The organism is Devosia sp. MC521, from assembly GCF_014127105.1.
Classification (GTDB): domain Bacteria; phylum Pseudomonadota; class Alphaproteobacteria; order Rhizobiales; family Devosiaceae; genus Devosia.
In genome coordinates, this window is record NZ_CP059902.1 from 2,631,140 (window position 1) to 2,656,891 (window position 25,752).

At 58.1% G+C, this 25,752-nt stretch carries 30 protein-coding genes and 1 pseudogene; 19 read left to right on the plus strand and 12 right to left on the minus strand.

Annotation, left to right across the window (positions count from 1 at the left end):
* Positions 1–256 precede the first annotated feature (256 nt).
* Positions 257–1,369 (plus strand): hypothetical protein, encoded by a 1,113-nt coding sequence (locus tag H4N61_RS12585; protein ID WP_182394151.1) that lies wholly within the window; start codon positions 257–259, stop codon positions 1,367–1,369.
* A 4-nt stretch (positions 1,370–1,373) separates the two neighbouring features.
* Here the strand turns inward: H4N61_RS12585 and H4N61_RS12590 are convergent, their stop codons facing one another.
* A complete protein-coding gene (locus H4N61_RS12590) occupies positions 1,374–2,576 on the minus strand; it encodes a pyridoxal phosphate-dependent aminotransferase (protein WP_182394152.1) in 1,203 nt (400 codons plus the stop codon).
* A 259-nt stretch (positions 2,577–2,835) separates the two neighbouring features.
* Between H4N61_RS12590 and H4N61_RS12595 the strand changes: the two genes are divergently transcribed.
* The 3 genes from H4N61_RS12595 to H4N61_RS12605 all read left to right on the plus strand — a co-directional run bounded on the left by H4N61_RS12595 (position 2,836) and on the right by H4N61_RS12605 (position 5,623).
* Positions 2,836–3,129: a hypothetical protein gene (locus H4N61_RS12595; protein WP_182394153.1), complete on the plus strand. Its 294-nt coding sequence runs from the start codon at positions 2,836–2,838 to the stop codon at positions 3,127–3,129.
* 299 nt (positions 3,130–3,428) lie between these two features.
* Positions 3,429–4,655, plus strand: a complete 1,227-nt coding sequence (locus tag H4N61_RS12600; protein WP_182394154.1) for an aminotransferase class V-fold PLP-dependent enzyme — start codon at positions 3,429–3,431, stop codon at positions 4,653–4,655.
* A gap of 62 nt (positions 4,656–4,717) precedes the next feature.
* Complete coding sequence (locus H4N61_RS12605) at positions 4,718–5,623, plus strand: DMT family transporter (protein ID WP_182394155.1); 906 nt, start codon at positions 4,718–4,720, stop codon at positions 5,621–5,623.
* An 83-nt stretch (positions 5,624–5,706) separates the two neighbouring features.
* Here the strand turns inward: H4N61_RS12605 and H4N61_RS12610 are convergent, their stop codons facing one another.
* On the minus strand, positions 5,707–6,099 hold the full coding sequence (locus H4N61_RS12610) for a hypothetical protein (protein WP_182394156.1): 393 nt from the start codon (positions 6,097–6,099) through the stop codon (positions 5,707–5,709).
* A gap of 92 nt (positions 6,100–6,191) precedes the next feature.
* Positions 6,192–6,605, minus strand: a complete 414-nt coding sequence (locus H4N61_RS12615) for a GNAT family N-acetyltransferase (protein ID WP_182394157.1) — start codon at positions 6,603–6,605, stop codon at positions 6,192–6,194.
* A gap of 149 nt (positions 6,606–6,754) precedes the next feature.
* On the opposite strand from H4N61_RS12615, the gene H4N61_RS12620 reads away from it, so the two are divergent.
* The 7 genes from H4N61_RS12620 to H4N61_RS12650 all read left to right on the plus strand — a co-directional run bounded on the left by H4N61_RS12620 (position 6,755) and on the right by H4N61_RS12650 (position 11,048).
* Positions 6,755–7,348 carry a thymidine kinase gene (locus H4N61_RS12620; protein WP_182394158.1) on the plus strand — a complete coding sequence of 198 codons (594 nt, stop codon included), beginning with the start codon at positions 6,755–6,757 and terminating at the stop codon, positions 7,346–7,348.
* Between the two features lie 4 nt (positions 7,349–7,352).
* On the plus strand, positions 7,353–7,742 hold the full coding sequence (locus H4N61_RS12625; RefSeq protein WP_169196498.1) for an acyl-CoA thioesterase: 390 nt from the start codon (positions 7,353–7,355) through the stop codon (positions 7,740–7,742).
* Between the two features lie 68 nt (positions 7,743–7,810).
* Entirely contained in the window at positions 7,811–8,179 is a 369-nt protein-coding gene (locus H4N61_RS12630; RefSeq protein WP_182394159.1) for a hypothetical protein, read from the plus strand.
* 295 nt (positions 8,180–8,474) lie between these two features.
* Entirely contained in the window at positions 8,475–9,197 is a 723-nt protein-coding gene (locus H4N61_RS12635) for an SH3 domain-containing protein (RefSeq protein ID WP_182394160.1), read from the plus strand.
* 99 nt (positions 9,198–9,296) lie between these two features.
* A complete protein-coding gene (locus tag H4N61_RS12640; RefSeq protein ID WP_182394161.1) occupies positions 9,297–9,863 on the plus strand; it encodes a peptidase inhibitor family I36 protein in 567 nt (188 codons plus the stop codon).
* Between the two features lie 179 nt (positions 9,864–10,042).
* A complete protein-coding gene (locus H4N61_RS12645; RefSeq protein ID WP_182394162.1) occupies positions 10,043–10,543 on the plus strand; it encodes a DUF3597 domain-containing protein in 501 nt (166 codons plus the stop codon).
* A gap of 139 nt (positions 10,544–10,682) precedes the next feature.
* Complete coding sequence (locus H4N61_RS12650) at positions 10,683–11,048, plus strand: hypothetical protein (protein WP_182394163.1); 366 nt, start codon at positions 10,683–10,685, stop codon at positions 11,046–11,048.
* An 80-nt stretch (positions 11,049–11,128) separates the two neighbouring features.
* Here H4N61_RS12650 and H4N61_RS12655 read toward each other — a convergent pair whose 3' ends face one another.
* Positions 11,129–12,529 (minus strand): autotransporter outer membrane beta-barrel domain-containing protein, encoded by a 1,401-nt coding sequence (locus H4N61_RS12655; RefSeq protein ID WP_182394164.1) that lies wholly within the window; start codon positions 12,527–12,529, stop codon positions 11,129–11,131.
* A 186-nt stretch (positions 12,530–12,715) separates the two neighbouring features.
* Entirely contained in the window at positions 12,716–13,057 is a 342-nt protein-coding gene (locus tag H4N61_RS12660; RefSeq protein WP_182394165.1) for a hypothetical protein, read from the minus strand.
* A gap of 353 nt (positions 13,058–13,410) precedes the next feature.
* On the opposite strand from H4N61_RS12660, the pseudogene uvrB reads away from it, so the two are divergent.
* Both uvrB and H4N61_RS12670 read left to right on the plus strand, forming a co-directional pair.
* Positions 13,411–15,885 (plus strand): annotated as a pseudogene (gene uvrB / locus H4N61_RS12665) (excinuclease ABC subunit UvrB); the annotation flags it as partial.
* 388 nt (positions 15,886–16,273) lie between these two features.
* On the plus strand, positions 16,274–16,522 hold the full coding sequence (locus H4N61_RS12670; protein WP_182394167.1) for a hypothetical protein: 249 nt from the start codon (positions 16,274–16,276) through the stop codon (positions 16,520–16,522).
* 110 nt (positions 16,523–16,632) lie between these two features.
* On the opposite strand, the gene H4N61_RS12675 is transcribed toward H4N61_RS12670, so the two are convergent.
* The 5 genes from H4N61_RS12675 to H4N61_RS12695 all read right to left on the minus strand — a co-directional run bounded on the left by H4N61_RS12675 (position 16,633) and on the right by H4N61_RS12695 (position 20,581).
* A complete protein-coding gene (locus H4N61_RS12675) occupies positions 16,633–17,712 on the minus strand; it encodes a transposase (RefSeq protein WP_182394168.1) in 1,080 nt (359 codons plus the stop codon).
* 187 nt (positions 17,713–17,899) lie between these two features.
* Positions 17,900–18,172 carry a hypothetical protein gene (locus tag H4N61_RS12680; RefSeq protein WP_169196902.1) on the minus strand — a complete coding sequence of 91 codons (273 nt, stop codon included), beginning with the start codon at positions 18,170–18,172 and terminating at the stop codon, positions 17,900–17,902.
* Positions 18,173–18,226: 54 nt separating this feature from the next.
* Complete coding sequence (locus H4N61_RS12685) at positions 18,227–19,771, minus strand: IS66 family transposase (protein WP_116655200.1); 1,545 nt, start codon at positions 19,769–19,771, stop codon at positions 18,227–18,229.
* Between the two features lie 70 nt (positions 19,772–19,841).
* Positions 19,842–20,195 carry an IS66 family insertion sequence element accessory protein TnpB gene (gene tnpB, locus H4N61_RS12690; protein WP_116655199.1) on the minus strand — a complete coding sequence of 118 codons (354 nt, stop codon included), beginning with the start codon at positions 20,193–20,195 and terminating at the stop codon, positions 19,842–19,844.
* Positions 20,192–20,581 (minus strand): transposase, encoded by a 390-nt coding sequence (locus H4N61_RS12695; protein WP_116655198.1) that lies wholly within the window; start codon positions 20,579–20,581, stop codon positions 20,192–20,194. The genes tnpB and H4N61_RS12695 overlap by 4 nt, the downstream gene beginning before the upstream one ends.
* Before the next feature lie 40 nt (positions 20,582–20,621).
* Here H4N61_RS12695 and H4N61_RS12700 point away from each other — a divergent pair, with 40 nt between their 5' ends.
* Genes H4N61_RS12700 through H4N61_RS12715 form a run of 4 tightly spaced genes read left to right on the plus strand, consistent with a single transcriptional unit; the run spans position 20,622 to position 23,413 of the window.
* Positions 20,622–21,038: a hypothetical protein gene (locus H4N61_RS12700; protein WP_182394169.1), complete on the plus strand. Its 417-nt coding sequence runs from the start codon at positions 20,622–20,624 to the stop codon at positions 21,036–21,038.
* A gap of 44 nt (positions 21,039–21,082) precedes the next feature.
* Positions 21,083–22,162 carry a transposase gene (locus H4N61_RS12705; RefSeq protein ID WP_182394168.1) on the plus strand — a complete coding sequence of 360 codons (1,080 nt, stop codon included), beginning with the start codon at positions 21,083–21,085 and terminating at the stop codon, positions 22,160–22,162.
* Positions 22,163–22,172: 10 nt separating this feature from the next.
* The gene (locus H4N61_RS12710; protein WP_182394170.1) at positions 22,173–22,613 is read left to right on the plus strand and encodes a hypothetical protein; all 441 of its coding nucleotides are present in this window, start codon (positions 22,173–22,175) and stop codon (positions 22,611–22,613) included.
* A gap of 11 nt (positions 22,614–22,624) precedes the next feature.
* A complete protein-coding gene (locus H4N61_RS12715; RefSeq protein ID WP_182394171.1) occupies positions 22,625–23,413 on the plus strand; it encodes a hypothetical protein in 789 nt (262 codons plus the stop codon).
* A 207-nt stretch (positions 23,414–23,620) separates the two neighbouring features.
* Here H4N61_RS12715 and H4N61_RS12720 read toward each other — a convergent pair whose 3' ends face one another.
* Together H4N61_RS12720 and H4N61_RS12725 are read right to left on the minus strand one after the other, a co-directional pair.
* The gene (locus H4N61_RS12720) at positions 23,621–23,968 is read right to left on the minus strand and encodes a DUF559 domain-containing protein (RefSeq protein WP_182394172.1); all 348 of its coding nucleotides are present in this window, start codon (positions 23,966–23,968) and stop codon (positions 23,621–23,623) included.
* 172 nt (positions 23,969–24,140) lie between these two features.
* On the minus strand, positions 24,141–24,542 hold the full coding sequence (locus H4N61_RS12725) for a DUF559 domain-containing protein (protein WP_182394173.1): 402 nt from the start codon (positions 24,540–24,542) through the stop codon (positions 24,141–24,143).
* 170 nt (positions 24,543–24,712) lie between these two features.
* On the opposite strand from H4N61_RS12725, the gene H4N61_RS12730 reads away from it, so the two are divergent.
* Both H4N61_RS12730 and H4N61_RS12735 read left to right on the plus strand, forming a co-directional pair.
* A complete protein-coding gene (locus tag H4N61_RS12730) occupies positions 24,713–25,219 on the plus strand; it encodes a pyridoxamine 5'-phosphate oxidase family protein (protein WP_169195630.1) in 507 nt (168 codons plus the stop codon).
* 107 nt (positions 25,220–25,326) lie between these two features.
* Positions 25,327–25,695: a hypothetical protein gene (locus tag H4N61_RS12735; protein WP_169195631.1), complete on the plus strand. Its 369-nt coding sequence runs from the start codon at positions 25,327–25,329 to the stop codon at positions 25,693–25,695.
* Positions 25,696–25,752: the final 57 nt, after the last annotated feature.

Below are 25,752 nucleotides of genomic sequence, written 5' to 3' on the forward strand. Positions count from 1 at the left end.
AGTATAGCACGGCGCAAAAGTGACGCGCCGCGCTCCCCTACGATAGGCCGAGTTGGTTCACGCCGTCCTACCGATTCTCACTCTGGACCCAACGAAACTACAAAGTCTCGAGTTCACACCCGACAGACCAGAATAAGTTCTTGCCCGGCAGTTTTTACCGCCACCCCGAGTTGCTCCCAATGCGCGTCTGATTTCATTCAAAAATATCCGGCACGCCCATTGCATGGCTTATGGCAGAAGCTCGGGAGACACCCACATGGTCACCGTTACAGCGACTACCCCCTACTCGGCCTATCGCGATTACCGCGCCAGTACTGAACAGCCAGCCACCGCCGCGACAGAGCGTCAAGAAGCCGAAAGCACTGTCGATCGGCCTGCCACGACGATTACCTTATCTGCCGAGGCGCAGGCCGCCTTAGCGGAGCGCGACTACGCCACCATCGTCAAAGACGCCGAGAGTAAACTCCTCACCCTCCTCACCGAGGCTCGCCGCTCCTCTCCCCTTCAAAACGGCAGTCTCGCGCTCGACTTATCCTCGCTCGATAATCGAGAGTTATTCTCCATGGCCAATGACGACCCGTTCAACTCTGAGGAGAAGCAAGCGGCAGGTTTGGAGATGGAGCGGCGCTTTCGGGCCGCACTGGCAGGTCCTGCTGCCATTGCCAAGGTAACGGGCAGTTATCTGGCGCTTTATCAAACCGCTGCCAACTATCTATCCTCTCTAGGCACAGAAGAGAAAAGCTCCGCAGATTGGCAAGCGGGGCGCGATGCTGTCCTCAAAGGCATTGAGAGCCTAAAGCTCACGCCCGGCACGCTCCCTGCGCCTGATAGTGCCGATCCGGTGCGCGCCTATCTTGCCCTCAGCGAAACGCCTGAGACCACCACAACGCCGATTGCCAACCTCGCTTCTAACGCCCGCGCAGCGCTTGATCAGCTCTACGCCCAGGCCGACGCCAATGGCAAATTTCCGAGCTTTAATCGCCAGACTAAAATCGGCCAATATATTGATGTATCAGCGTTTTCTAGCCGAACACTGTCGTCAATGGTCATCAATAAGGATGCGCTTTCTACGTCTGAAGAGGCATTCGCCGCTAAAACTGTGCTGGCCGCACGGAGCGGCGCGACGCTCTCCGAGAGCTTTTCGAGTGCCAGCAGCTCTGGCGACCCTACCGCCTTCAGCCGCAATATTATTGCCGCTTACTCATCATTGAGCGCCGAAGAGCGGCTGGCAGTCGGCTGGAGCGACAAGCTCTATCAGGCCGCGGTACAAAGCTATGCCTCAACCACAAAGATCATGAACACTTTAAACCAAACGGCCGGCTCTACCGCTTCCGATAGGCCGACCGTTTTGTCATTCTTGGGCCGCTAGTGGCTTATTTGATACCAGCGCAGAAGGTCTGAATACGGCTGACCGCATCGGCCAGCTGCTCGTCGCTTGCGGCATAGGACAGGCGGAAATGCCCGGCGAGGCCAAAGGCCGAGCCATGCACCAACGCCACGCCGGTTTCATCAAGCAGCGCCATGACGAAATCTTCGTCTGTATTCAACACAGTACCGCCCGCCGAGGTCTTGCCCAGGAGACGCGCGCAGGATGGGAACACGTAGAACGCGCCTTCTGGCGTCAGGCAATCGAGCCCGGTGTTGGCGTTGAGCCCAGCGACAACCATGTCACGGCGCTTTTGGAAAACCGCGCGCCATTCAGACAAAAATTCCTGCGGACCATTGAGCGCTTCCACGGCAGCCCACTGCGAAATCGACGACGGGTTCGTGGTCGACTGCCCCTGCAGCTTGGTCATCGCCGCCAAAAGCGGTTTTGGGCCAGTGCAATAGCCAATGCGCCAGCCGGTCATAGCGTGCGACTTGGACACGCCATTCATGGTCAGCGTCCGCGCCTGCAGTGCCGGTTCAACCTGCGCGATCGTCGCAAAGGTCTTGCCGTCATAGACCAGCACTTCATAGATATCGTCGGTCAGAATATGCACATGCGGGTGGCGCAGCAGTACGTCAGCCAAGCCGCGCAATTCTTCTGCCGTATAGGCCGCGCCGGTCGGGTTCGATGGCGTATTGAGCAGCAGCCACTTGGTCTTAGGCGAGATCGCCTTTTCCAAAACCTCCGGCGACAGCTTGAAACCTGTTGTGGCATCGGCCACCGCAAACACCGGTTCAGCGCCGCACAAACGCACGATTTCCGGGTAGCTCACCCAATAGGGTACTGGCACCACAACTTCGTCGCCGGGGTTGAGTGTCGCCATCAGCGCGTTGAAGATGATCTGCTTGCCGCCCGAGGACACAAAGCAATCGGCTGCCGTAACATCGAGCCCATTGTCGCGCTTGAACTTGGCCGCAACGGCTTGTTTCAGCTCAATAATGCCGTCGACATTGGTGTAACGGGTCTGGCCTTCGTCCATGGCGCGCTTTGCAGCGTCGCGCACGTTTTCCGGCGTGTTGAAATCCGGCTCACCCGCAGAAAGCGCGATGATGTCGCGGCCTTCCTGCGCCAGAACACGCGCCTTCTGACTGATAGCAACGGTCGCCGACGGCGCAACACGAGAGAGCGCGTCTGACAGAAAACCCATTTGAACCTCCAAGCTTAGCCGCACCCTCTTTAGCGCAGCCCCGTGTTCCTGAGAACCACGACCAAGCGCCAATGCGTCAGATTACGCTGCTGCCAAAGCCATTTTTGTCTAGAGCACCCGCTCGCGTTCACGACTTCGTTCTCGCCTTTGCCACAGTTTCGCCCCCAACAAATCGCCACTTGCCCCAATCACCCCCTACTCACACCGCAATCTCATGGTGAATTGAGTACAGTTCAGTAAAGTGTAAGACGTCGATCCCATGCAAAAGTCCGCGTCCCCCAAGTCGAAGAACCGTCGTGTTTTCACGCTTGCCGGCATCTCCTTGCTCTCCTTAGCTGCTATCGCAGCCGTCACAGTCTCGGGTGTCTCACCCGCCAACTTGGCCCAACAGGCAGACACTCAGATCGCTGTGTTCCTCATTCCAGTCGCGCTTCTCATGGCCGTGATGCTTTATGAAGCAGCTCGCTTCGTCATGGCCGGCCCCCTTCCAGCGCGCGTCACGGCCCCCAAGCGTCCAGCGCGACGCACCAATTGGGCCGATAGCGACCGCTAACCCTCCCCCTGACCTCCCAAGACTTCAAGGACGGCCCCCCGGCCTTTTTTTTTATTTGAGTGCGATCAAACCAAGCTGCACCTGCGCGATTGCCATTTGCACCAACGCCTGCCCGGCCCCACACTCAACCGTAACGCCCTGCGTCTCCCTCCCCCTTGCGGGGAGGGATTAAGGGTGGGGGTCCGTAAAGAAACACAGTTCTCCCCGCCCCACCACTCAGCGAGACCGCCGAATGGGGGCCTATTGCATTTGTATGGCAGTCAACTACCGTCGTCTCACCTCTCACGAACGACATAACTATGACCCAACTGCCACTCGATCCTGCCCGCGTCCGCGCGTTGTTCCCCGCCTTCTCCGAGCCTAGCTTGCAAGGTCAGGCCTTCTTTGAAAACGCAGGCGGTTCCTACACCGCCAAGCACACGCTGGATCTGCTGGATCGCTACTATCGCCAAACCAAGGTGCAGCCCTATGGCACCAGCCCGGCGTCAATCGCCGCGGGCAAGGCCATGGACCATGCCTATGAGCGGATCGCACAAGCGCTCAATGTTTCCGCCGATTGGATCCATTTCGGTCCATCCACCTCGGCCAACACCTATGTGCTCGGCAATACCTTTGGGCAGTTTCTCAATCCCGGCGATGCCATCATCGTCACCAATCAGGACCACGAAGCCAATACCGGCGCATGGCGTCGCCTTGAGACGCTCGGCATCGAAGTGCGCGAATGGGCCGTCGACGAAACCGGTCGCCTCAACCTCTCCGACCTCGACGCGCTACTCGACGGAAAAGTAAAACTCGTCGCCGCGCCGCACTGCTCCAACATTGTTGCGCACATCAATCCGGTCGCAGAGATCGCCGCGCGCGCCCACGCGGTTGGCGCGTATTGCGCCATTGACGGCGTCAGCTACACCCCACACGGCCTACCCGATCTCGTCGCCCTGGGCGCAGACATCTATCTGTTCTCAGCGTACAAGGTTTATGGCCCCCATCAGGGCATCATGGCCATTCGCCCGGCTCTCGCCGAAAAGCTTCCCAATCAGGGCCATTTCTTCAACGATATCAAACCGCGCTATCGCCTGACCCCTGCCGGTCCCGATCACGCTCAAATCGCCGCCTGCGCGGGCGTTGCCGACTACCTCGAAGAAGTCGGCAATATGGTCTCCGGCACAATTGCTGGCGAAAACGCCTTCAGCCGCGCCCATACGGCCATGCGCAATCAGGAAATCGCTCTCGCCGCGCCGCTCCTCGAATATCTGCGCTCGCGCAATGACATTCGCCTTCTCGGTCCTGACGATCCGGTCGAGCGCGCGCCAACCATCGCCTTCGCCCACGCCGACGCTGCCGTCGCCGTCGCCCAGCGTCTCACCAAACACGGCCTCATGGTCGGCGGCAGCCATTTCTACAGCTACCGCCTTCTTAAAGCCTTGGGCATTGATCCCGATCATGGTGTTGTGCGTCTCTCCTTCGTCCACTACACCACGCCCGACGAAATCCAGCAGGCCATCAAAGCGCTCGACGCCGAGCTCTAGGCCGCTGCCGTATGCCCCCTTCTAAAAGGGCCATCACTGGCCCTTTTTCTTTGCGAGTAATCATGTCCCGCCCCATCGCTACCTTGATGCTTCTCATCTGCACCATGTTCTGGGGCTTCGCCTTTATTGCGCAAAAGTCGGCCATGGACATGATGGGGCCGCTGACCTTCGCAGGCGTGCGCTACATTTTGGGCGGTCTGCTCATCCTGCCGCTGGCGATCTGGGAATATCGCCGCAAAGCCCCAAAGCTCACCGCCAAACACTGGATGTTCATCCTGACCATGAGCTGCGCCTTCTTCTTCGGCTCATGGCTCCAACAGGCCGGTTTGAGAACCACGACCGCCACCAACGGCGGCTTCCTCACCGGGCTCTACGTTTTCTTCGTGCCGATCTTGGTCTTCGTCCTGTTCCGTACGAAACCCCACCCGATCCTCTATGCCGCTGTTCCGACAGCACTTATCGGCATCTACTTCCTGAACGGTGGCGGCCTCGACAGCTTTAATTCAGGCGATTGGACAATTGTAGGCAGCGCAGTGTTCTGGGCGGTACATGTGATCCTTCTGGGTCACTGCGCTCGCATCACGGGCCTACCCATCTTTGTTTCGGCCGTCAGCTTCCTCTTCGCGGGCGTCATCGCCTCTGGTATTGCACTGGGCACAGAAGCTCCTTCCCTCCAGGCGATCAGTGCTGGCTGGGTCGAAATCGCCTATGCCGCCATTTGCTCGACAGCCATTGGCTTCACCTTCCAGGCCATCGGCCAGCAGCACGTGCCACCGGCCAATGCTGCAATCATTCTCTCGGCTGAAAGTCTGTTCGCGGCCTTGGGCGGCGCACTACTCTTGGGCGAGCGCCTGCCGACAGTAGGCTACTTCGGCGCCGCCTTGCTCTTCGCCGCGATCATTCTAGTTGAAGCACTGCCCCCGCTCTGGAACCGGCGCAAGGCGCACATCGAGCGGACGACCAACTAGGCTGCATTCGCTCTCGCTGAACGACCTCCCTCCCCTTGAAAGGGGAGGGATTGAGGGTGGGGTGCCTCATAAAGAACAAGACCCTACCCGTTATAGCGATACATCTCGTAAGACTTGCAAAACACCGCCAGCACACAGCCTTGCAGCGTGATCTGGTTCTCGTTCACCTGCGTGATCGTGCCTGCCGCCTTGTGGCCATAGAGGTTGAGTTGCCCCTTCCATTCGCCCGGACGCGTTTGCGTGGCCTCGTTGATAATCAGCTGGTTGAGATAGGGGATATTCTCCGGCTGCTGTTCAGCACCATTACCCAGCCAGATCAATCGAACACAGAGTTGAGTGCCATCGCCACACATCGTCGCCTCATAGCGACTGTCGCGCATTTCAATTTCCCACGTGCCGACCGGCGACGCAAAAGCAGCGGTGGCCGCAGCAAGCGCAAGGCCAGCACCCAAGGCGTATCGAGCAAATCGGTTCATCTCACACTCCAAAATCGTTGGCTTAGCTCTAGTGCGCCACGGCTGAACTGAAACTGAACATCTGGGAAATTGATCTCGTTCCCCTCAGCCCGCTACTCACTTGGCCGGTCCAGCCCCATGGTGATCGTCACACAGGGCGAGCCCAACTCGCTACCCGGCTCATTGTAGAGCTCGACCCAGCCGCGACGGAGATAGAATTGACGCGCCCTGTCGTTAAATTCGCGCACTTCCAGCCGACGCGCCCCACGCCGTTCGGCATCTGACATCATCAGCCGCCCCACTCCGGTCCCCAGATGGTTGACCGCAACATGGATGGCATGGAGAAACCCGTCTTCAAGGTGATACACGCCAACAAGCGCCCCGTCCCGCTCCGCCACGGTGAACTTGGTCCAATACTGGCGAGCATAGCTATCCCCCGGACGTCCAAGCAAAAACGTCTGGCGCGAGGTCACACTCACATGCGGCCCCCAGTGGGCGATCCACGAGCGGAAGAATAATTTGTACAAGTCCGGAAGGTCATCCTCCCGCGCCGCCCGTAAAATCAGCCTCTCCATCGCTCTCCCATTCACCTGTTGAAGCCAGCACTCTTAGGCTTTCGCCCAGCCGCCCTGAGGTCTATCGCTATCCCAATCAGGGCCGCAGCAGGACTCGAAACATGGCTAAGCTTTATTTCTCCTATGCGGCGATGAATGCGGGCAAGTCTACCCTCCTCTTGCAGGCGGCGTATAACTACCGTGAACGCGGCATGAATCCGCTGCTCTACACATCCGCACTTTATGCCGATGGCGGCGAAGGCTTGATCTCGTCCCGCATCGGCATTTCCGAACCTGCTCAGCTCTACGCTGCGCAGGACGATGTCTACCAATCGGTCAAAGATCAGCACGAAGCGGCCAAAGTCGATTGCGTCTTCGTCGATGAAGCGCAATTCCTGACCCGCGATCAAGTTTGGCAGTTGGCGCGGGTCTCGGACCGGCTGAAAATCCCGGTCATGTGCTATGGCCTGCGCACCGATTTCCAAGGCAAGCTTTTCCCCGGCTCGATGGAGCTGCTCGCCATCGCCGATATCCTGCGCGAAATCCGCACCATTTGCACCTGCGGCGCCAAGGCGACCATGGTCGTGCGCCAGGACATGTCCGGCCGCGTCCTCACCGCAGGCGACCAAGTGTCTATTGAAAAATCTGTCTATCTCTCCTTATGTCGTAAGCATTGGGAGGAAGCCGTCGGCCGTTGGCCGCCTAAAGGTCCTTAAGAATATGAATGACTCTGCCACTCAGCCTACGGGAACGCTCACAATCCGCACTTTGGCCATGCCAGCGGATACTAATCCTGCTGGCGATATTTTCGGCGGATGGGTCATGAGCCAAATGGACATTGCCGGTGCTATCGCCGCGGTCGAGCGGGTCCGCGGACGCGTCGTGACTGTTGCTGTCGAAGCGATGACATTTATTGCGCCAATCAAGGTCGGCGATGTCCTGTGCGTCTACTCCACAGTCGAACGCGTTGGCCGCACCTCGATCACAATCGCGCTGGAAGCATGGGTGCGCCGCGAACGCCACGAAGACCGCCAGAAGGTCACCGAAGCGCGCTTTGTCTATGTCGCACTCGATGAAAATGGCGAGAAGCGCGCCATTCCTGCTGAATAATCAAAGCCATGAAACGCTGCGAAAGTGCCGTTTCACGGTTTCTGGCTTGCGGGCTGGGTTCTGATGGAATGAAACCCATCTCAACCCGGCTCGCTGGCATCCTTCCCGCTTTTCTACTCACGCTGCTCGCAAACAGCGCCAATGCAGCAGAGATGGTCGCCGTGCATTCCGGCCCGGGCCGAAACCACACTATTCTTGAGTTCATCAGCACCAGCGACCGCATAGATGGTCTTCAATGCACCCAGCAATGGTGCGCTGTCCACATCGGCTCACGTGCGGGCTGGATTTATGAACCAGACCTTCCGGCTCTCTCCAACATACTGAACAATAAAGGCAATCCCGGCGCTCCGCCGGCGCGCATCCCCGCGCCTCACCCGTTGGACCGTCCGACTGCGCCTGAACCTCACGTGCTCGAGGCCCCACCGGAACGGCTGTAAGGCGCTTCTCGCCAACAGAGGTTTGTCTTTGACGATTCTTGCCGGTCTCTCGAAAAATTCGAGAATTGCTAAGTAAAAATAATAAAGATCTGAATTACGGTGAAACCGCAAAGTTGAACACAGCGTTCAGCTGGCGTTCAGACGCATTACTGTTATCTGTTCCACATAACGAGTCTCCGCAGACTTCGTCACAGCAGTCACAAAATCGTCGGAACCCTCCGAAGGCCGATCCGTTTGGTGACCAAACAATATTAAGCAAAGCCGGACCAATGGGCTTTGTAAGGGGATAGTCACGATGCACAGCAAGACTCGTAAGAGCCTCCTCAACTTCGTCACGGGCATCGCTATTGCCGCCGCAGCCGTCGTTGTCTTCATGCCTGATGCCCAGGCAGCCCCCGGCACTGTCACAACCAATGTGAACGTGCGCAGCGGTCCAGGCACAAATTACGGTGTGGTTGCCGTGGCAGTTCAGGGCCAGCGCGTGGATGTGCAACAGTGTGAACGCTCGTGGTGCTACATCAATACCGGCCGCACCTCTGGTTGGGTCTCTGCCCAATATTTGCAGCCAACAGGCGGCGGCAACACGCCAAACCGCCCGAATAACAATAACCAGCCAGGCTTTAATTTCGACATCACCATTCCTGGCGGTCCATCGATCAGCATTGGCAATGGTAATCAGCGGCCACAGCCGCCGGTCGTTCGCCCGGAACCGCCGCGCCCAATGCCGGTGCCTCCGCCGCGTCCTCCACGCCCACAGACGATGCCACAGCCGGTCGCTGACGACATCTGCTTCTTTGATCGTACGCAGTTCCGTGGCGACAGCTTCTGTCTGCAACCGGGTGATGCGCAGCGCGATTTGCGTGGCTGGACCGATCGAATTTCCTCGATCGACAATCCGGGCCGCTACACGATTGAAGTCTGTTCGGAACGCAATTTCCGGGGCTGCCGCACATACACCACCAGCGCCTCTTCTCTCGGCGATTTCGACGACTACATCGCCTCAATCCGGATCCGCTGATTTTCCAAATCAAACGCCGTCCCTCGGGGCGGCGTTTCCCTTTTCAGACCAATCGTTTCCAGATAAGGTGACGAAAATCAATCCGGATCGATAGTCCTAATGCGCTCTGTTTACGCTGTTGCATTTGCTGTTTTCGCGACCTTGCTTGCGGCCACCCCAAGCTTTGCCCACTCACTTTCGGGTAGCCATGCGTGGAGTAAATCAACGCTGGAGCTGCGTACTGGTCCGGGCACGAAATACGCCATCACTGGAGAGATTGCCGGCTTCGCGCCGATCAAGGTTCTCCGCTGCCAAAAACATTGGTGCGTAGTCGATGGCCCGAATGGGCGTGGCTGGACCAATATCGGCGAGATCGATTTCGGCACGACCACACGCGATGTGGCACTCAATGTTCCCGTCAAGGATCTATCGAACGGCGAGATGTGCTTTTACGAAGGTGCCAATTATACCGGCGCCTATTTCTGCTTGTCATCGGGCAATACTGTGCGCGATCTCGGCCTCTCGGGTTGGGACAATCGGGTGACCTCCGTTCGCGTCACCGTACCAACCAGCGCCGCGCTGTGCCGGGACCGCACATTCCAATCCTATTGTGAGCGCATCACCGAGAGCCAACCGCGTCTTAGCCGCTATCTGGCCCGCAACCTCTCCTCGCTCCGCGTCTATTAAGTGCCTCGTTCAGAACCAAACCGATGAGCGCGCCGAGGGCGCGCTTTTTTCTGACCTGAGTGCCCAGCCAAGCCAAAATATCTCCCCTCCCGTCGTTACCATTTCTAGGGTGGAGCGTTCTGTCCTTACCGCCTTCGCAACTTTTACGTCGCGAAGGCCAAACAACACGGAGGATTACGATGGGTTTCTTTGACGCCATTAAAGAGAAGATTTTTGGTGCCCCTAAGACAGAGCAGACCAGCGCGCCGCAGGGCCTGGACCCGAAGGCCACGCATCACGGTAGCGTCGTCGGCACCACAGATTCCACACCTGTAGCGCCAACACCAACCCGCGAAAATCTTGCAGCAGGCACCGCCCACGCGAACGCAGCGCCACCAGCATCAAGTGCATCCGCACCGGCCTCCGGCGCAGCTCCGCAGGCCAACGTTGATGTTGCCGCTATTCTCGACGCGGCAGTGGCTAAGTCTGGCCAGCAGCTGAATTGGAAGACGTCCATCGTCGACCTCATGAAGGCCCTTGGCATTGATAGCTCGCTGACCGCTCGTAAGGAGCTTGCCGACGAGCTTGGCTACACCGGCGACAAGTCCGACAGCGCCACCATGAACATCTGGCTCCACAAGCAGGTGATCAGCCAGCTCAAGGCCAATGGCGGTACAGTCCCAGCCAACTTGCTGGATTAATCTCCCCATAGGATGCCTGCTACGGCAGGCATTCTCCCAATACCAATCCAGAAATATCCGTATATCCCAGCCCTTTGCGCCGCACTACGCTTGCGCGGCGACGCACCGAACAATCGGGCGTGCACAGGGAGGATATAAATTGCCGTTGGTATCTCAGCATTACTTCCGCATAGCCGTCATATTTCTCATCATTGGCATCTGCTTTGGCCTTTATATGTCGATCAGCACCGACCATCGCTTCACCGGCGCCCACGCGCACTTGAACTTGGTGGGCTGGGTCACTTCAGCGCTATTCGGCATCTATTTTGCGCTCAATCCGAGCAAAGCCACTGGCCAACTGGTGCGCGCTCAATTCTGGATCTTCGTCGTCGGCGTCGTGATCATGACGTTGGCGCTCGCCCTTTTGCTGGCCGGCAATGCGGCCATGGTGCCATTCGTCGCGGGCGGATCAATGATCACCTTCGTCGGCGTGCTGTTATTCTCCTACATCGTCTGGAGGAACTGACGGCGCCAGGACGGTTCGACCAATAGAAAACGGGTACCGATCATTGATCGGTACCCGTTGAAGCTTCTCATTATTGGCGATTAGAACTGCGCTTTAATCTTAGCTGACGCTCCGACGCCACGGGCCCCAGCCGCAGTTGCGTTGCCATCTAGGCCGAGCACCACTTTGAAGCCCCCATCGCTAACCAGTTCGGTGCCAATCCCGCCCTGGATCATCTGGCTCCACGCACCGTTGGTTCCAACCATGCCCAGATCGAGACTTACATGCGGGGTCAGAACCCAATTTTCGCCCGCGTCAAAGCTGTGCTCAATCCGGCCACCGGCACTCGCGGTCAACTGTTGCTGCACGTTTGCATCGACGTTCTGGGTGGTGCCTGCGCCGTTTGAAACGGTGTAACCAGCAATATTCTCGCGCATATAGAACAGCGTAGTGTTCGGACGGAAGCGCGTGCCCTCACCCAATTCGACATTGCCACGAAGTTCGGCTCGGGCAAGCACACGGTCCGTCGAAAAGTCACCGGTGAAATCATCGAATTTGAGCGTGTTCCAGCTCTTCCCATAGAGCGCCGCTACGTCAAAAAAGACGTTTGGCGTAACTTCAGCAGAAGCATAAGGGCCCACGAGGAAGCCGGCCCCTGTCGTGTTCTGGCTATCGGATTTGTCGTGCATCCAATCGCCGTAGAGCACGCTGCCAACGAGCAGGTTCTTGTCGACCAAAACGTCAACACCGGCCCCAACAAGGCCAGCCTGGCCCCACTGCAACCCGCCGCCATTGTCGCGGGCATAAACATTCATATCCCCGTCGATCCAGAAGTTCGCACCCTGATCGTCAACAACGACAGTCTGACCCAACTCAGTCACCGCCTGCGACGCAGCAGTCATAGCCAGTGTGCTGGCGGCAAAATTCATCGCCACACCACTGCCCGCCGGATTGATGGAAATCGTACCGGGCGTACGCGCTGCCGACATCTGCCGACGCTGCTGCAGCATCCCGCTGAACAGCCCTGCGTGGAGCTGACGACCACGGGCCTGCACCAAGTCTGAACTGATCTGCTCAGCTGTGCTGACCTGCTCAGTATTTTCTGGCGGGCTTACAGGGCGCTCGATTACCGTAACAGTTACAAACTCGGTACCATAATCGCCGTGATAAATTTCTAGTTCATAGTCGCCCGGCGTAGCAAACGTCAGATTGAATGTGATTTGGTTCCCGACACTCTCGGCTTCATCCCACGCGAGTTCATTGTAGAGGTCCTGCCCGATATAGTACCAATTTGCGTCCACAAAACTGCTATGAGTAAAAGTAACCGAACTGTTTCCTGTATAAACGGGATCTGGAGAATAGGTTACGGTCGCATACGCCACGCTCGGCACCACTGATACGGCGCCAAACACCATCCCTCCCAGCACCACACGCGCTAGACTATGTGCGAATGCGCGAACGATCTTGTTCGCGCGGCGACAGTACGGTTGGAACTGCGGCATGGGTAAAATCGCTCCCTTCAGCTGCAAAAATGACAAGCTCCAGCCGAGTTCTCGAGTTCCGGTGACTTAAATCGTTGCAGTGAAATGTTTTTCTCTCCCCTTTAAACGTCGCCACCAACCAATTCAGGCGCGGGAAAATCCAATATCAACAGCGCCTCGTGCCCCCAAAGCCCTCAACCGCTCCATTCACGTCTGCGCCAAAAGTACCTGCCTCGCTCCCGTGTCGCTTCCGCCTTCACCAATATTCAAGCACCGCGCCTGCTTGGTCTCGCCAGCCCCGAAGGCACGCCAAACCGCCACGCTCTCCCCGTCTCCAGCGATTTTAGCGATGCGGTAAACCTCGCCACCCGCCTCTATAATGATTTGGGTTTTGATGCTGTCGACAACAGCCCACTGTTCCAATCTTGGCGTGTCGGCCCCGGCCAACCCGCCTGGGAAGCCCACGCTCATCAAACGCGCACCGAACTGATAGCCAACATTGCCCGCGCCCAAAAATCCGCAAAGCGCTAACACACTGGGGGTGGCCACTCGCCACCTCTCACGCCATCGACGAGACGCGGCAACCCCTTCCTGACACGCCCTGTCAGCAGCACGGTTCCCTCTCGGTTCGTTCGCAGCTACACTGACAAGTAATATTGAAGTTGCTGGCGACATCTCCCATATCAGTGCCATCGCATCATCGGTGAAAAACTCAGAATCGCCGCCCGCTCCGGCAGCGCCTCTGCGCCACGTTCAGTTTAGGGTTTCCTATGGCTCCGAAATCTCCTCGCCCCGGTAAAGCTGAATTCTCCATCGATGAGTTTTTCGCCGAGATCGAAAAGGCCGAAGACATTGCCGCCAGCAAGCCGCTTTATGCCGAGCGCATGAAGAACAAGGTCCGCATGGACCGTGAGGCTTTGGCTGAGGCCGACAAAAAGGACGCTGCAGCTAAGGCCGCTGCCAAGGAAGCCGAAAAGGCCGAAAAAGCCGCCGCCAAAAAGCTCACTGCCCTCGAAAAGCGCCGCACCACCAAGGCCAGCCACGACACCGCTACCGGCATGTCGAAAAAGACGTCTAAGACGAAGATCAACGCCGTTGATCGTGTCGATTTTTCGGGGCTTGGGGAAGCCGCACAGGCGGGCTTCAATCACATGCCCGCCAACATGCCGGCGAATGAGGAAGCGCAAGAAAATATCCGCGCTCAGCTCAACGCCTCGGTCAAAAAGAACAAGGCCCGCAACAACGAAGACGTCTCCAATGCGACCACCGTCGGCGTCACCGCAACGGTGAAGGCGCTGGAGCAGATCATTCTGCATGGCCGTAAAGAAGTGGAAGGCTCGGCCCCCTGGATGCCGCATCGGCCCGAGCGTCCGGCCAAACGCGGCGCCTCCCTGCCCTTCCGCCTCGACACCACTTACACACCCTCCGGCGACCAGCCCACGGCGATTGCCGAGCTGGTGGAAGGCATTGAGAACGGCGAAACCGATCAGGTTCTGCTCGGCGTTACCGGCTCGGGCAAAACCTTCACGGCTGCTCAGGTCATCGCCCGCACCCAGCGTCCCGCGCTGATCCTTGCGCCCAACAAGACCTTGGCCGCCCAGCTCTATTCCGAGTTCAAAGGCTTCTTCCCGGACAACGCCGTCGAGTATTTCGTCTCCTACTACGACTACTACCAGCCCGAAGCCTACGTCCCGCGCACCGACACCTATATCGAAAAAGAGTCGACCATTAACGAGCAGATCGACCGCATGCGCCACTCGGCCACCCGCGCGATCCTCGAACGCGATGACGTGATCATCGTCGCCTCGGTCTCCTGCATCTACGGTATTGGCTCGGTGGAAGACTACACCGCCATGACCATCGACGTGCAGAAGGGCGAAAACATCGACCAGCGCCAGCTGCTCGCCAAGCTCGTCGCCCTGCAATATAAGCGCGGCGATACCGGCTTCGTCCGCGGCACGTTTCGCGTGCGCGGCGATACGGTCGAAATCTTCCCGGCCCACTATGAAGCTGCCGCCTGGCGCGTCTCTCTCTTCGGCAATGAGGTCGAGGCGATCACCGAGTTCGACCCACTGACCGGCAAAAAGTCCGCCGACCTGACCTTCATCCGCGTCTACGCCAATTCTCACCACGTCACCCCGCGCACGACGATGAACATGGCTATCAAGCAGATCAAAGCCGATCTCGCCGCGCGCCTGCAGGAACTCAACGGCGCTGGTCGCTTCCTCGAAGCCCAACGCCTCGAACAGCGCTCCCTCTTCGATCTCGAAATGATGGAAGCCACTGGCTCCTGCGCAGGCATTGAAAACTATTCTCGCTACTTCTCCGGCCGCAAGCCGGGCGAACCGCCACCGACTCTCTTCGAGTACCTGCCCGACAATTCCCTCGTGTTCGTCGACGAAAGCCACGTCACCATCGGCCAGCTCGGCGCCATGTATCGTGGCGACTTGCGCCGCAAGGCGACCCTTGCCGAATACGGCTTCCGCCTGCCCTCCTGCATGGACAATCGCCCGCTCCGCTTCGAGGAGTGGAACGCCATGCGCCCGCAGTCGGTCTATGTTTCGGCCACGCCCGGCTCATGGGAAATGGACCAGACTGGTGGCGTTTTCGCCGAACAGGTCATTCGCCCGACGGGCCTCATCGATCCCCCAGTGGAAATCCGCCCGGCCACCCATCAGGTCGACGATGTCATCGACGAAATCCGCACAACCATCAAAACCGGCTACCGCACACTCTGTACGGTTCTCACCAAGAAGATGGCGGAAGACCTCACCGAGTACATGCACGAGCAGGGGATTCGCGTCCGCTATATGCACTCGGACGTCGACACCATCGAGCGCATTGAAATCATTCGCGATCTCCGCCTTGGTGCCTTTGACGTTCTGGTAGGGATCAACCTGCTCCGCGAAGGTCTCGACATTCCCGAATGCGGTCTCGTCGCCATTCTCGACGCCGATAAGGAAGGCTTCCTCCGCTCGGAAACCTCGCTGATCCAGACCATCGGCCGCGCCGCGCGTAACGTCGATGGCCGCGTGGTTCTCTACGCGGACAAGGTGACCGGTTCAATGGAAAGGGCCTTGGCCGAAACCAATCGCCGTCGCGAAAAGCAGGTCGCCTACAACCTCGCCAACGGCATCACGCCGCAATCGGTCAAGGCACGCATCAACGACATCACCGACAGCGTCGCCGACCGCGACCACGTCACGATCTCGATTGGCAAGACCAAGGACGGCAAGAAAAAGATCGTCACCGGCGACAATCTCGCGACGGTCATCAAAGACCTCGAAAAAGAAATGCGCGAAGCCGCCACCAATCTCGAATTCGAGAAGGCAGCAAGATTGCGCGACGAAGTCAAACGGCTCAAGGAGATGGAACTGGACACGCTGGACGGCGTGGACCCCATGGACGCCTAGGTGGAAGATGGTCTTTCGATGGGCGGGGCGCGATTTAAAGCCAATGGAACTACGGGCAGATGGTATGTCCATTGTGCAGGCTCCCAGTGGCGCCTCGTTCATAGCAACACCCGATATTCGCGTCGCCTTGCCAGTACCGGTCGCTTAGAAGCAATTCCATCGCAGTAGAGGAAGCTAGATGGTTACGTGTGCGCACCAAGAAAGCATTAATTTTACCACCACTCTGGCTCCAGTTCACCCCACAAAAAAAACAATTAAAATAAACCCCCAACCGCGCATCAACAAAACATTGCGCCAGCGTCATCAACTAATAATATACTTCTGTTCACTTGGGGGAAAGAGGAACTGACGATTGGCAAGTTATCAACGTGTGGCGCTTTACATACTTTTCGATTCTCTAGAGCGCGATTTGAGCGCGAAGATCGCTTCCGTAGCAGCTCAGCTAGAAGACAGCGTCCTTTCACCGGAAGAGGCCAGCAAGGCCATTGCCAGAATTGACATCTCCACAAGAGCAGCAAACCTGCACAACCACGCGGACCTTATCAACAATCTCGATCTTGGCGATAAGTTAGCTGAAGACCCGCAAGAACTGGCTCGCTGAGCCTGCGGCTGCGATTGTGGTCGTCTGATTTCCGTGTTTGAGCAGATTTGGCGCGGCGTTTGGCGATCGGCGGTGCCCATTGACGGCGTTTCCCGGTCATCCGGGCAGACTCATGGCGCGGTTGCGCGCTTTTCGTGGAAGACGAGGCGGTCGAAGTTGTAGGCCAGATTGGCCAAGGTGAGTTTGGCCTCGGCCCGTGCAATGCCGATGGTGCGGATGAACAGACCGAACCGGTTCTTCTGATGAGCGAAGACATGCTCGACCCTGGCACGTATCGCGGACTTGGCCGCATTGGCCCGTGCGGTCGCGATCGGCATCGGCTTGCCCTTGGGCTTGCGTCGATGAATGCGGCTGGTCAGCATACGATCAGCCAGCCAGGCCTCATTGCTCTGTGATCTGTAGGCGCTGTCGGCCCAGACCTCGCTGCCGGTGTTTTCCCGATCGATCACATGGCGCAGCATCCGGCCGTCAGGATGGGAGGCGGAGGTCACCGCTGCAGCCCGGATGAAGCCATAGCGCCGGTCGATGCTGATGTGACTTTTATAGCCGAACACCGGAGTGGCGATCATGGGCAGGGGCGAGCCGTCTGGCCGGTAGCGCACCTTGCCGCCGATCTTGAGCGTCCAGCGGGCGTCGGTATCCTTCTGTGCGGCTTTAGCCGGCTCGTTCGGCCAGATCTCGTCAGCCGACTGGCCTGCCTTGATGGCCTCCCGCTCGCCATCGGTATTGCGCTGTTTGGGTGCCGGCACCAGCGAAGCATCCACGATCTGCCCCGACATCGGGATGTAACCCTTCTTGTGCAGTTGCCAGTCGAACGCCTTCATCACCCGCTTGAGCGTGCCGGTCTGGGTCATGCGGTTGCGGAAATGGCGGATCGTGTTCTCATCGGGCGTGCGATCGCCGAGCGAGAACCCCAGGAAGCGCATCCAACTCAGGCGGTCCCGGATCATGAACTCTGTGCGGGCATCGGACAGGTTGTGCTGTGCCTGCAGGATCAGGATCTTGAACATGGCCACCGGATCGAACGGCGGCCGACCGCCTTTGCTGCCGTCACTGTAGCCAAGCCCCTCCACCAGCCAGGACCGGAAATACTCGAAATCCACCGTCCGCTCCAAAACCTCGAGCGGATCGCCGTGTTGGCTCAAGGCTTCGAGGTGATCGTTCAGGCTGAAAAGCGAATGCGGGTCCATGATGACGCTCCATGATCGGGCGACATCAATGAATCATGACTGCATCAAAGCCGCCAAGGGTTTTTGCGGACGTCCAGCTCGTTTTGACTTCTCGTGTGCCTCTTGGGTCTGACCTAACCGTTCAGGTTGAAGGCTTTTCGAGGGACAACGCGTTGAAGTGTAAGCGGTGTTCTGCGGCCACTTAGGTTCAGGGTCGCGGGAACTGCACGACGTTGTTGCCGCGCATAAAGGCGCCGGCTCCCTCGCTGTTCAGTGCGTTCAAGGCAGCGTCAAGCGCCTCGCTGTCGGTCTGGAACTGATTGTCCCAGACGTGGCTGTCGTTGTGGTGGTCCACGACCTCGAGGGTCCAGGTATCGTCCGTTTCGAGCCGATGGATATTGATCAAGAAGGCATAACCTTCGACCACTACCCGCTGGCTTTTTCCTGATGTGACCAGGTTAGGGTGGTCTTGATCGTTCATGGGAGGGGCCTCGTTGCTGGTGGTTTTCTGACTATGCCGCCAGAGCCAACAGCGTCAATCACCCACGATGGCAGGATAGTTCCACGGGAGCAGTTCGTTAATGCGGCTCTGCCTATGTCTGGTGACGATGGCGTGGAGTGTCGCGGCCAGCCAGGCGTTGGGATCGACGCTGTTGAGCTTGCAGGTTTCGATCAGCGAGGCGATGACGGCCCAGTTCTCAGCACCGGTATCATGACCGGCAAAGAGCGCGTTCTTCCGATTCAGTGCGATGGGACGGATGGTCCGCTCGACAGCATTGTTGTCGAGCTCAATGCGCCCATCGGTCAGGAACAACTCGAGCCCAGCCCAGTATTTGGCGATATAGCTCAATGCTTCCCCGAGCGGCGCTTTTGGCGAGACGCGCCTGCGATGGTGATCATGCCAATCTTTTATCCGCGCCAGGGCTGGAGCTGACCGCTCCCGGCGCACGGCGAGGCGGTCATCCGGGCCCCGGCCTCGGATATCGGCCTCAATGGCGTAGAGTTCGCGGATGAGCCGCACCCCCTCTTGGGCGATCGGCGCAGGACCAGTGCGGGTGATATCAATCAGCTTGCGGCGCGCATGGGCCCAGCAATAGGCGAGCTGGATACCCGCGCCGACACGGCTGGGCGAGACCAGCCGGTTGTAGCCGGCATAGCCATCCACCTGCAGGATGCCGCCGAAGCCCTGCAATATCTGTTCGGCATGAAGACCACCTCGGCCAGGGGCATAGGTGAAGGCAACACCGGGTGGTGCGGTGCCATTCCAGGGACGCTCGTCTCTGGCCAGGGCCCAGAAGTATCCGGTTTTGGTCTTTCTGGCTCCAGGATCAAGCACCGGAGCGCGGGTTTCGTCCATGAACAGCTTTGAGGACCGTTTGAGGTCCGCCAGCAGGGCGTCATAGACCGGACGCAGCTCGAAGGCGGCCCGACCGACCCAATCGGCCAGTGTTGAGCGGTCCAGATCAATACCCTGGCGGCTGTAAATCTGCGCTTGGCGATAGAGCGGAAGGTGGTCGGCGTATTTGCTGACCAGAACATGGGCGACCATGGCCTCAGTTGGGAGCCCGCCAGGGATTAGTCGAACGGGCGCCGGCGCCTGCACCACACCGTCCGTGCAGGATCGGCAGGCATATTTGGGGCGACGGGTCACGATCACCCGGAACTGGGCCGGGATCACATCGAGCTTCTCGGAGACGTCCTCGCCAATGCAGTGCAGACCGCCGCCGCAGCCACAGATCAGGCTATCGGGCTCAATGATCTCCTCGATCCGCGGCAGGTGCTTGGGGAGCGAACCACGATTGGTGCTGCGCGGTTTGGCCGACCGCCGGGCCGCGCGATCCTCTGCATCTTCCTCGGCGTGGACTGCCGCGATGGCTGTTTCCAGATCCTCCAGCGCCAGCTCGAACTGGTCCGGATCGCTCTTTTCCGACCTGCGCCCGAAGGCCGCTTGCCTGAACGCTGCGACCAGCTTTTCCAGCTGTGCGATCCGCTCATCCTTGCGCTGATTGCGCGCCTCCGCCGCGACGAGCATCGCCTTGAGGGCGGTAACATCGTCGGGAAGTTCGGCGGTCTCGAGCATGACCAGAACCCTAGCAGATCAGGCGCCGGCATGCCCGCAAAAAGACAAGCCCTGAGTCATCCTGCCGCAGTCATTCCACGGCTTCTGGAGCCCTGGCTGCAACGGCCCGAACCCGCCGCCAGTCGAGTCCGGAGAACAGGGCCTCGAACTGCGCGTGGCTGAGTGTCATCAGTCCGTCCTTAACCGCAGGCCAAGTGAAGCTGTGCTCTTCCAGTCGCTTGTAGGCCATAACCAGTCCGGTGCCATCCCAGTAGAGCAGCTTCAATCGGTCGGTCTTTTTGGCACGGAACACAAAGACCGTTCCCGTGAACGGGTCCTTGTGCAGCTCGTTCTTCACCAAAGCGGCCAGGCTGTCGTGGCCTTTGCGGAAGTCGATGGGTTTGGTCGCCACCACGATCCGCACCCGGTTCGAAGGAAAGATCATGAGGTCGCCATCAGGGCGTGTACAACCGAGGCAATCCGGCTCGCCGGAGCACCCGGCTCCAAGCGGATGGACACCGCCCCCAACACAATCTCTGGCCCAGCCGACGCCGACGGCTCCTCGGCCGTCACCTCCTCAACCGGAGCGACCATTAGACTCGCAAACTCAACAGGGCCTTCCGGAGCCGGCAGCACCAGCTTCCCATTCCGGGCGAGGGTCCGCCACGACGACAGATGGTTGGCCTTCAGCCCATGTCGCTGCGCAACTTGACCGACAGTCGCCCCTGGCCGAAGCGTTTCGGCGACAATCCGCGCCTTCACCTCATCGGGCCATTGCCGGTTGCGACGCCGTCCCGCGCTGTTTGTGAGAAGCTCCATTGGAGCGTCCATGGAGAAACTCCCGCACTGACATCAATCAGTGCGCAATCTCATGGCCGACACCAGCATGGAAGGTGGAGGTAGGACACCGCTTACGTTAAAGTACTACTACCGAATGGCAGATGTACTCTCTAACAGCGCCCTCAAGCGCTTACCAAAAGAAAAGCTGGAGATACATTTTCAGAAACTAGGCAACAAACCACTTTTGATTAAATGGTTCGCCTTAGGGATAGATAGCGGCCTTTCCGCGGAAAGTATCACGTCAAATCCAACAATAGCTCTAAAGTTCTGTATGGAGAATGTGCTGGACAGGCTCAGTGATGATGCAAAATACATCGCATCGATTTTAACACTTTTAGTCCAGAGTCTCTCGATAACTGTTTTAGAATTTATAGGTCGATTGAACGCAATCCAAGCCGAGAACGCCATCTCTGAGCTGGACGTCCGCAAAAACCCTTGGCGGCTTTGATGCAGTCATGATTCATTGATGTCGCCCGATCATGGAGCGTCATCATGGACCCGCATTCGCTTTTCAGCCTGAACGATCACCTCGAAGCCTTGAGCCAACACGGCGATCCGCTCGAGGTTTTGGAGCGGACGGTGGATTTCGAGTATTTCCGGTCCTGGCTGGTGGAGGGGCTTGGCTACAGTGACGGCAGCAAAGGCGGTCGGCCGCCGTTCGATCCGGTGGCCATGTTCAAGATCCTGATCCTGCAGGCACAGCACAACCTGTCCGATGCCCGCACAGAGTTCATGATCCGGGACCGCCTGAGTTGGATGCGCTTCCTGGGGTTCTCGCTCGGCGATCGCACGCCCGATGAGAACACGATCCGCCATTTCCGCAACCGCATGACCCAGACCGGCACGCTCAAGCGGGTGATGAAGGCGTTCGACTGGCAACTGCACAAGAAGGGTTACATCCCGATGTCGGGGCAGATCGTGGATGCTTCGCTGGTGCCGGCACCCAAACAGCGCAATACCGATGGCGAGCGGGAGGCCATCAAGGCAGGCCAGTCGGCTGACGAGATCTGGCCGAACGAGCCGGCTAAAGCCGCACAGAAGGATACCGACGCCCGCTGGACGCTCAAGATCGGCGGCAAGGTGCGCTACCGGCCAGACGGCTCGCCCCTGCCCATGATCGCCACTCCGGTGTTCGGCTATAAAAGTCACATCAGCATCGACCGGCGCTATGGCTTCATCCGGGCTGCAGCGGTGACCTCCGCCTCCCATCCTGACGGCCGGATGCTGCGCCATGTGATCGATCGGGAAAACACCGGCAGCGAGGTCTGGGCCGACAGCGCCTACAGATCACAGAGCAATGAGGCCTGGCTGGCTGATCGTATGCTGACCAGCCGCATTCATCGACGCAAGCCCAAGGGCAAGCCGATGCCGATCGCGACCGCACGGGCCAATGCGGCCAAGTCCGCGATACGTGCCAGGGTCGAGCATGTCTTCGCTCATCAGAAGAACCGGTTCGGTCTGTTCATCCGCACCATCGGCATTGCACGGGCCGAGGCCAAACTCACCTTGGCCAATCTGGCCTACAACTTCGACCGCCTCGTCTTCCACGAAAAGCGCGCAACCGCGCCATGAGTCTGCCCGGATGACCGGGAAACGCCGTCAATGGGCACCGCCGATCGCCAAACGCCGCGCCAAATCTGCTCAAACACGGAAATCAGACGACCACAATCGCAGCCGCAGGCTCAGCGAGCCAGTTCTTGCGGGTCTTCAGCTGAGCAGATTTGGCATCGTAGAATTTGACGATAGTGAAGCGGGCGATCGTCGATACAGGGTCAAACCCTTCGCGAAGGCATATATCTCTAAAGCCATTCCCTTTGATGAAAGCGTAGCAAAGTCGGTAATGGCAAAGTTTCGGCAAGTCTCCGCAGCATATCAATATGAAAGCGCGGGCAGGCTAAGAGACAGATACAATCCGCGCAATTTTGTTGTCACTTCCCCTAGCCAAGCTATTGCAGCTCGCAAACTCCGACACGCTGTCACGCTTGTTCACAGTGGCGATATCGACGCGGCGGAGGAATATTAGCAGACACCAAAGTGACATTCCCGACCTACTTTGAAGTACACCGCGTAGAGGCGTACATATCTCAGCGCTCTGGAGATATTAGCAGAGCGAGAACGGCATTCGAGACTGCGCTGGCAGTCGATGAAAAACAACCACAGTTACATTTTTTCTACGCCCAATTCCTAACAATAATATATTCCGATTTCTCTTCAGCAGTTAAGCATTTCGATATTGCTCACAGCCTCGACCCAAGCAGTAGCGAGATTTTATTAGAGGCGGCACGTGTCAGCTTCTTCAACCATGAGTTCGACAACGCAGATACATACTTACGACTAACACGCGAGATTCCGCAGGTAAGTGAAAAAGGAAGAATCAAGCTACTTGATCTGAACGCTCAGTATTTCGTCAGACGCGCCGAATTTGAATTTTCGAAAGGGGCTTTGAGTGAAGCCGAGCGCCTTTTGAGTGAATTGGGGCAGTTCCTAGAGAGTTCAGACATCGTCGAATTTGATAGCTTATTCGTTCGACACCTTAAGAAAGCTGAGGTTTTCATCGAGTCGATTGAAAAATTATCATCGTCTAACTCTGACGGCGGACTTTCGCGATTGCAAAAGTACATCAGCAATCTTCCGAATCGATCTGGCCATGAAAATGAAGATAGAGGGCTAACAGAGCGACGATATTACGTGGGCAAGATCAAGCCGAACTCCCTCCACGACACGTACCTGTTCCTCAAAGACTACTTTGGCGATGAAACTTATTTATCCAAAACAACTGTGAGCCAGCATTTGTGGATGAGATATCTGGAGGCTGTTCGGTGATGTATGAAGTCACTCACGATCAATCACTAAGGAAGTCCGCAGTAAATATAACTGTTGTATAGCGCCCCTCCGAAGATTGTACAAAAAATCCCGAATAGCACTCTGCCCCCACCCAACCTCCCCCGCAAGCGAGGGAGGGGCTCGTCCTGTGGTCGCCACCGCTATCGCAACGCCCCCGATGCCATCCCTCCCCCTCCCAGGGGGAGGTTAGGTGGGGGTACCAAGCCCCCTGCATAACGCGTCGAAAACACCTTCAGGGCTCTCATAGAGATCAACATTGCTGAAGCGGAGAATAGTGAAACCTTGATATTTGAGGTAGGCCGTTCGCGCCGCGTCGTGCGCAAGTTCAGCGTCGGTTGCATGGGTATCGCCGTCGATCTCAACAACCAGCTTCATCCGCTTACAGCAGAAATCGACTACATATGGGCCAATAGGCGCCTGCCGCCGCCAGTGCATGTCCTGCGCGCGCCATGGGTGAAGCAACGCCCAAAACTGGCGTTCAGCGTAGGTTTGATTGCGCCTTAGGGTCTGCGCAAACTTGATCTGGTCACGCATGGGCTCCCCCCCAACCTCCCCCGCAAGCGAGGGAGGGGCGCTCCTGCTTTCGTAACGGCGACCGCGACAACGGCGATGCACCCCCTCACCGTAACATGGGGGGTAATTCGCCCTCCCCACTGCCCGAGAATACGAACAGATCACGCACCCAAAGTAAGTCAGACTACGTCTGTCACCCCTCCCTTAAAACTTGAGCCATTTGCCGCGTCAGCGCGGCGATATCCGTCGGCCAGGTGGTGCTAAAAATCGCATTGAGCTGTTCGGTCACCCAATCAGGGCGATAGCGCAACTGATCATGGCTGAAGCGGACCACGCGATAGCCGCGCGCCGCGAGCCGGGCGTTGCGGGCACTGTCGTCAGCACCGGCATTCGCCTCCCCATCGGAAGCACCGACAATGTCGAACACCACCTTGCCGCGCTTACACACGACGTCAGCCACAAATGGCCCGACCGTGCCCTGACAGCGAAAGTGCCAGCCACTCACCCGCCAGGGATACAGCAGCGCCCAAAAGCGCCGCTCGGCCATTGTTTGATAGCGCCTCACGCCCTGTGCAGGCTTGCCCCCATCACTCATGTCGCCCCCCTGCAACATTGCCCGCCTACCCTCTGCCGTTTCCAAAGATCCGACAAGACAGATTTTTCCGGACAGGCAACGCGGTGTCCGCCCTGCCTTCCCCGCGTGTGGGGGCGGCGTGCAACCGCAGGAGCACCGAACCGTTGCCCCCTCCTAACGAGGAGATACACATGGTCAAAGAACACCACGACAACGAGAAAACCCCTCAGGAAGTCGCTGACCGCATTTGGGAACTGGCAGGCAAGATTGACATCTGCATGTTCACCACTTGGGACGGTGAACGCCAGCGCTCGCGCCCGCTTTCCGCCCGCGTTAAACGCGAGGAAGATGCGATTTATTTCCTCGTCGATGTGAGCGGCGAGAAGAACCACCAGATCGAAAAATACCCTTTTGTGTCGCTGGCTTGGGCCGATAATGGCGGCCATCGCTATGCGGTGATGTCTGGCAAAGCCTCGGTGAGCAATGATCGCGCCAAAATCACCGATCTGTGGAGCGATTGGGATAAGGCTTGGTGGGAAGATGCCAATGATCCAAGCATTCGTTTGATCACCGTATCGCCCGAAGATGGCGAGCTCTGGGATAGCCCCAATGCCGCTGTGGCGCTGGTCAAAATGGCGGCCGCTGCCGTCACCGGAAAAGCGCCAGACATGGGTGAAAACCAAAAGGTTGAACTCTAACCCGCGTGGAAGCGTTGATTGACCAGCAAAGGGGAAAGCCAATCTTTTCCCCGCCACAATCTGCGCGCAGAGACTGGATTTTCTGCGCGCCAGACGGAGTTTGAGAGATGAAGCGGACTATTGTTGGTGTGGCAGCAGCCGTATTGGCGAGCGCCACTTTGATCGCCCCGACTTTCGCCCTGACCATTACCGCCCGCGTCTCGGGCGGCAATATCGCAGTCTACGATCAACCCCGCGAAGGCGCGCGGATCGTTGCGCGCCTGATGGATGGACAGGAAATCCCGGTCGACGAATGCACCCAGAACGATAGCGATAGCTATTGGGGCTCATTTGGCGATGCCGGTCACCGACTGCGCGGCAAGTTTGCGCGTCAGTACTGTCACATTCCTGAACTGGGTTGGGTCGACCGCAGCTGGATCGTCGGCAAGGGCCTCGTCAACGTGACACCGCCCGATTTCCACGGCGCCGGCTGGTAGTTCGGCCTTCAAATCTAGCCAACAAAAAACCCTCCCAGCCTAGGCTGAGAGGGTTTT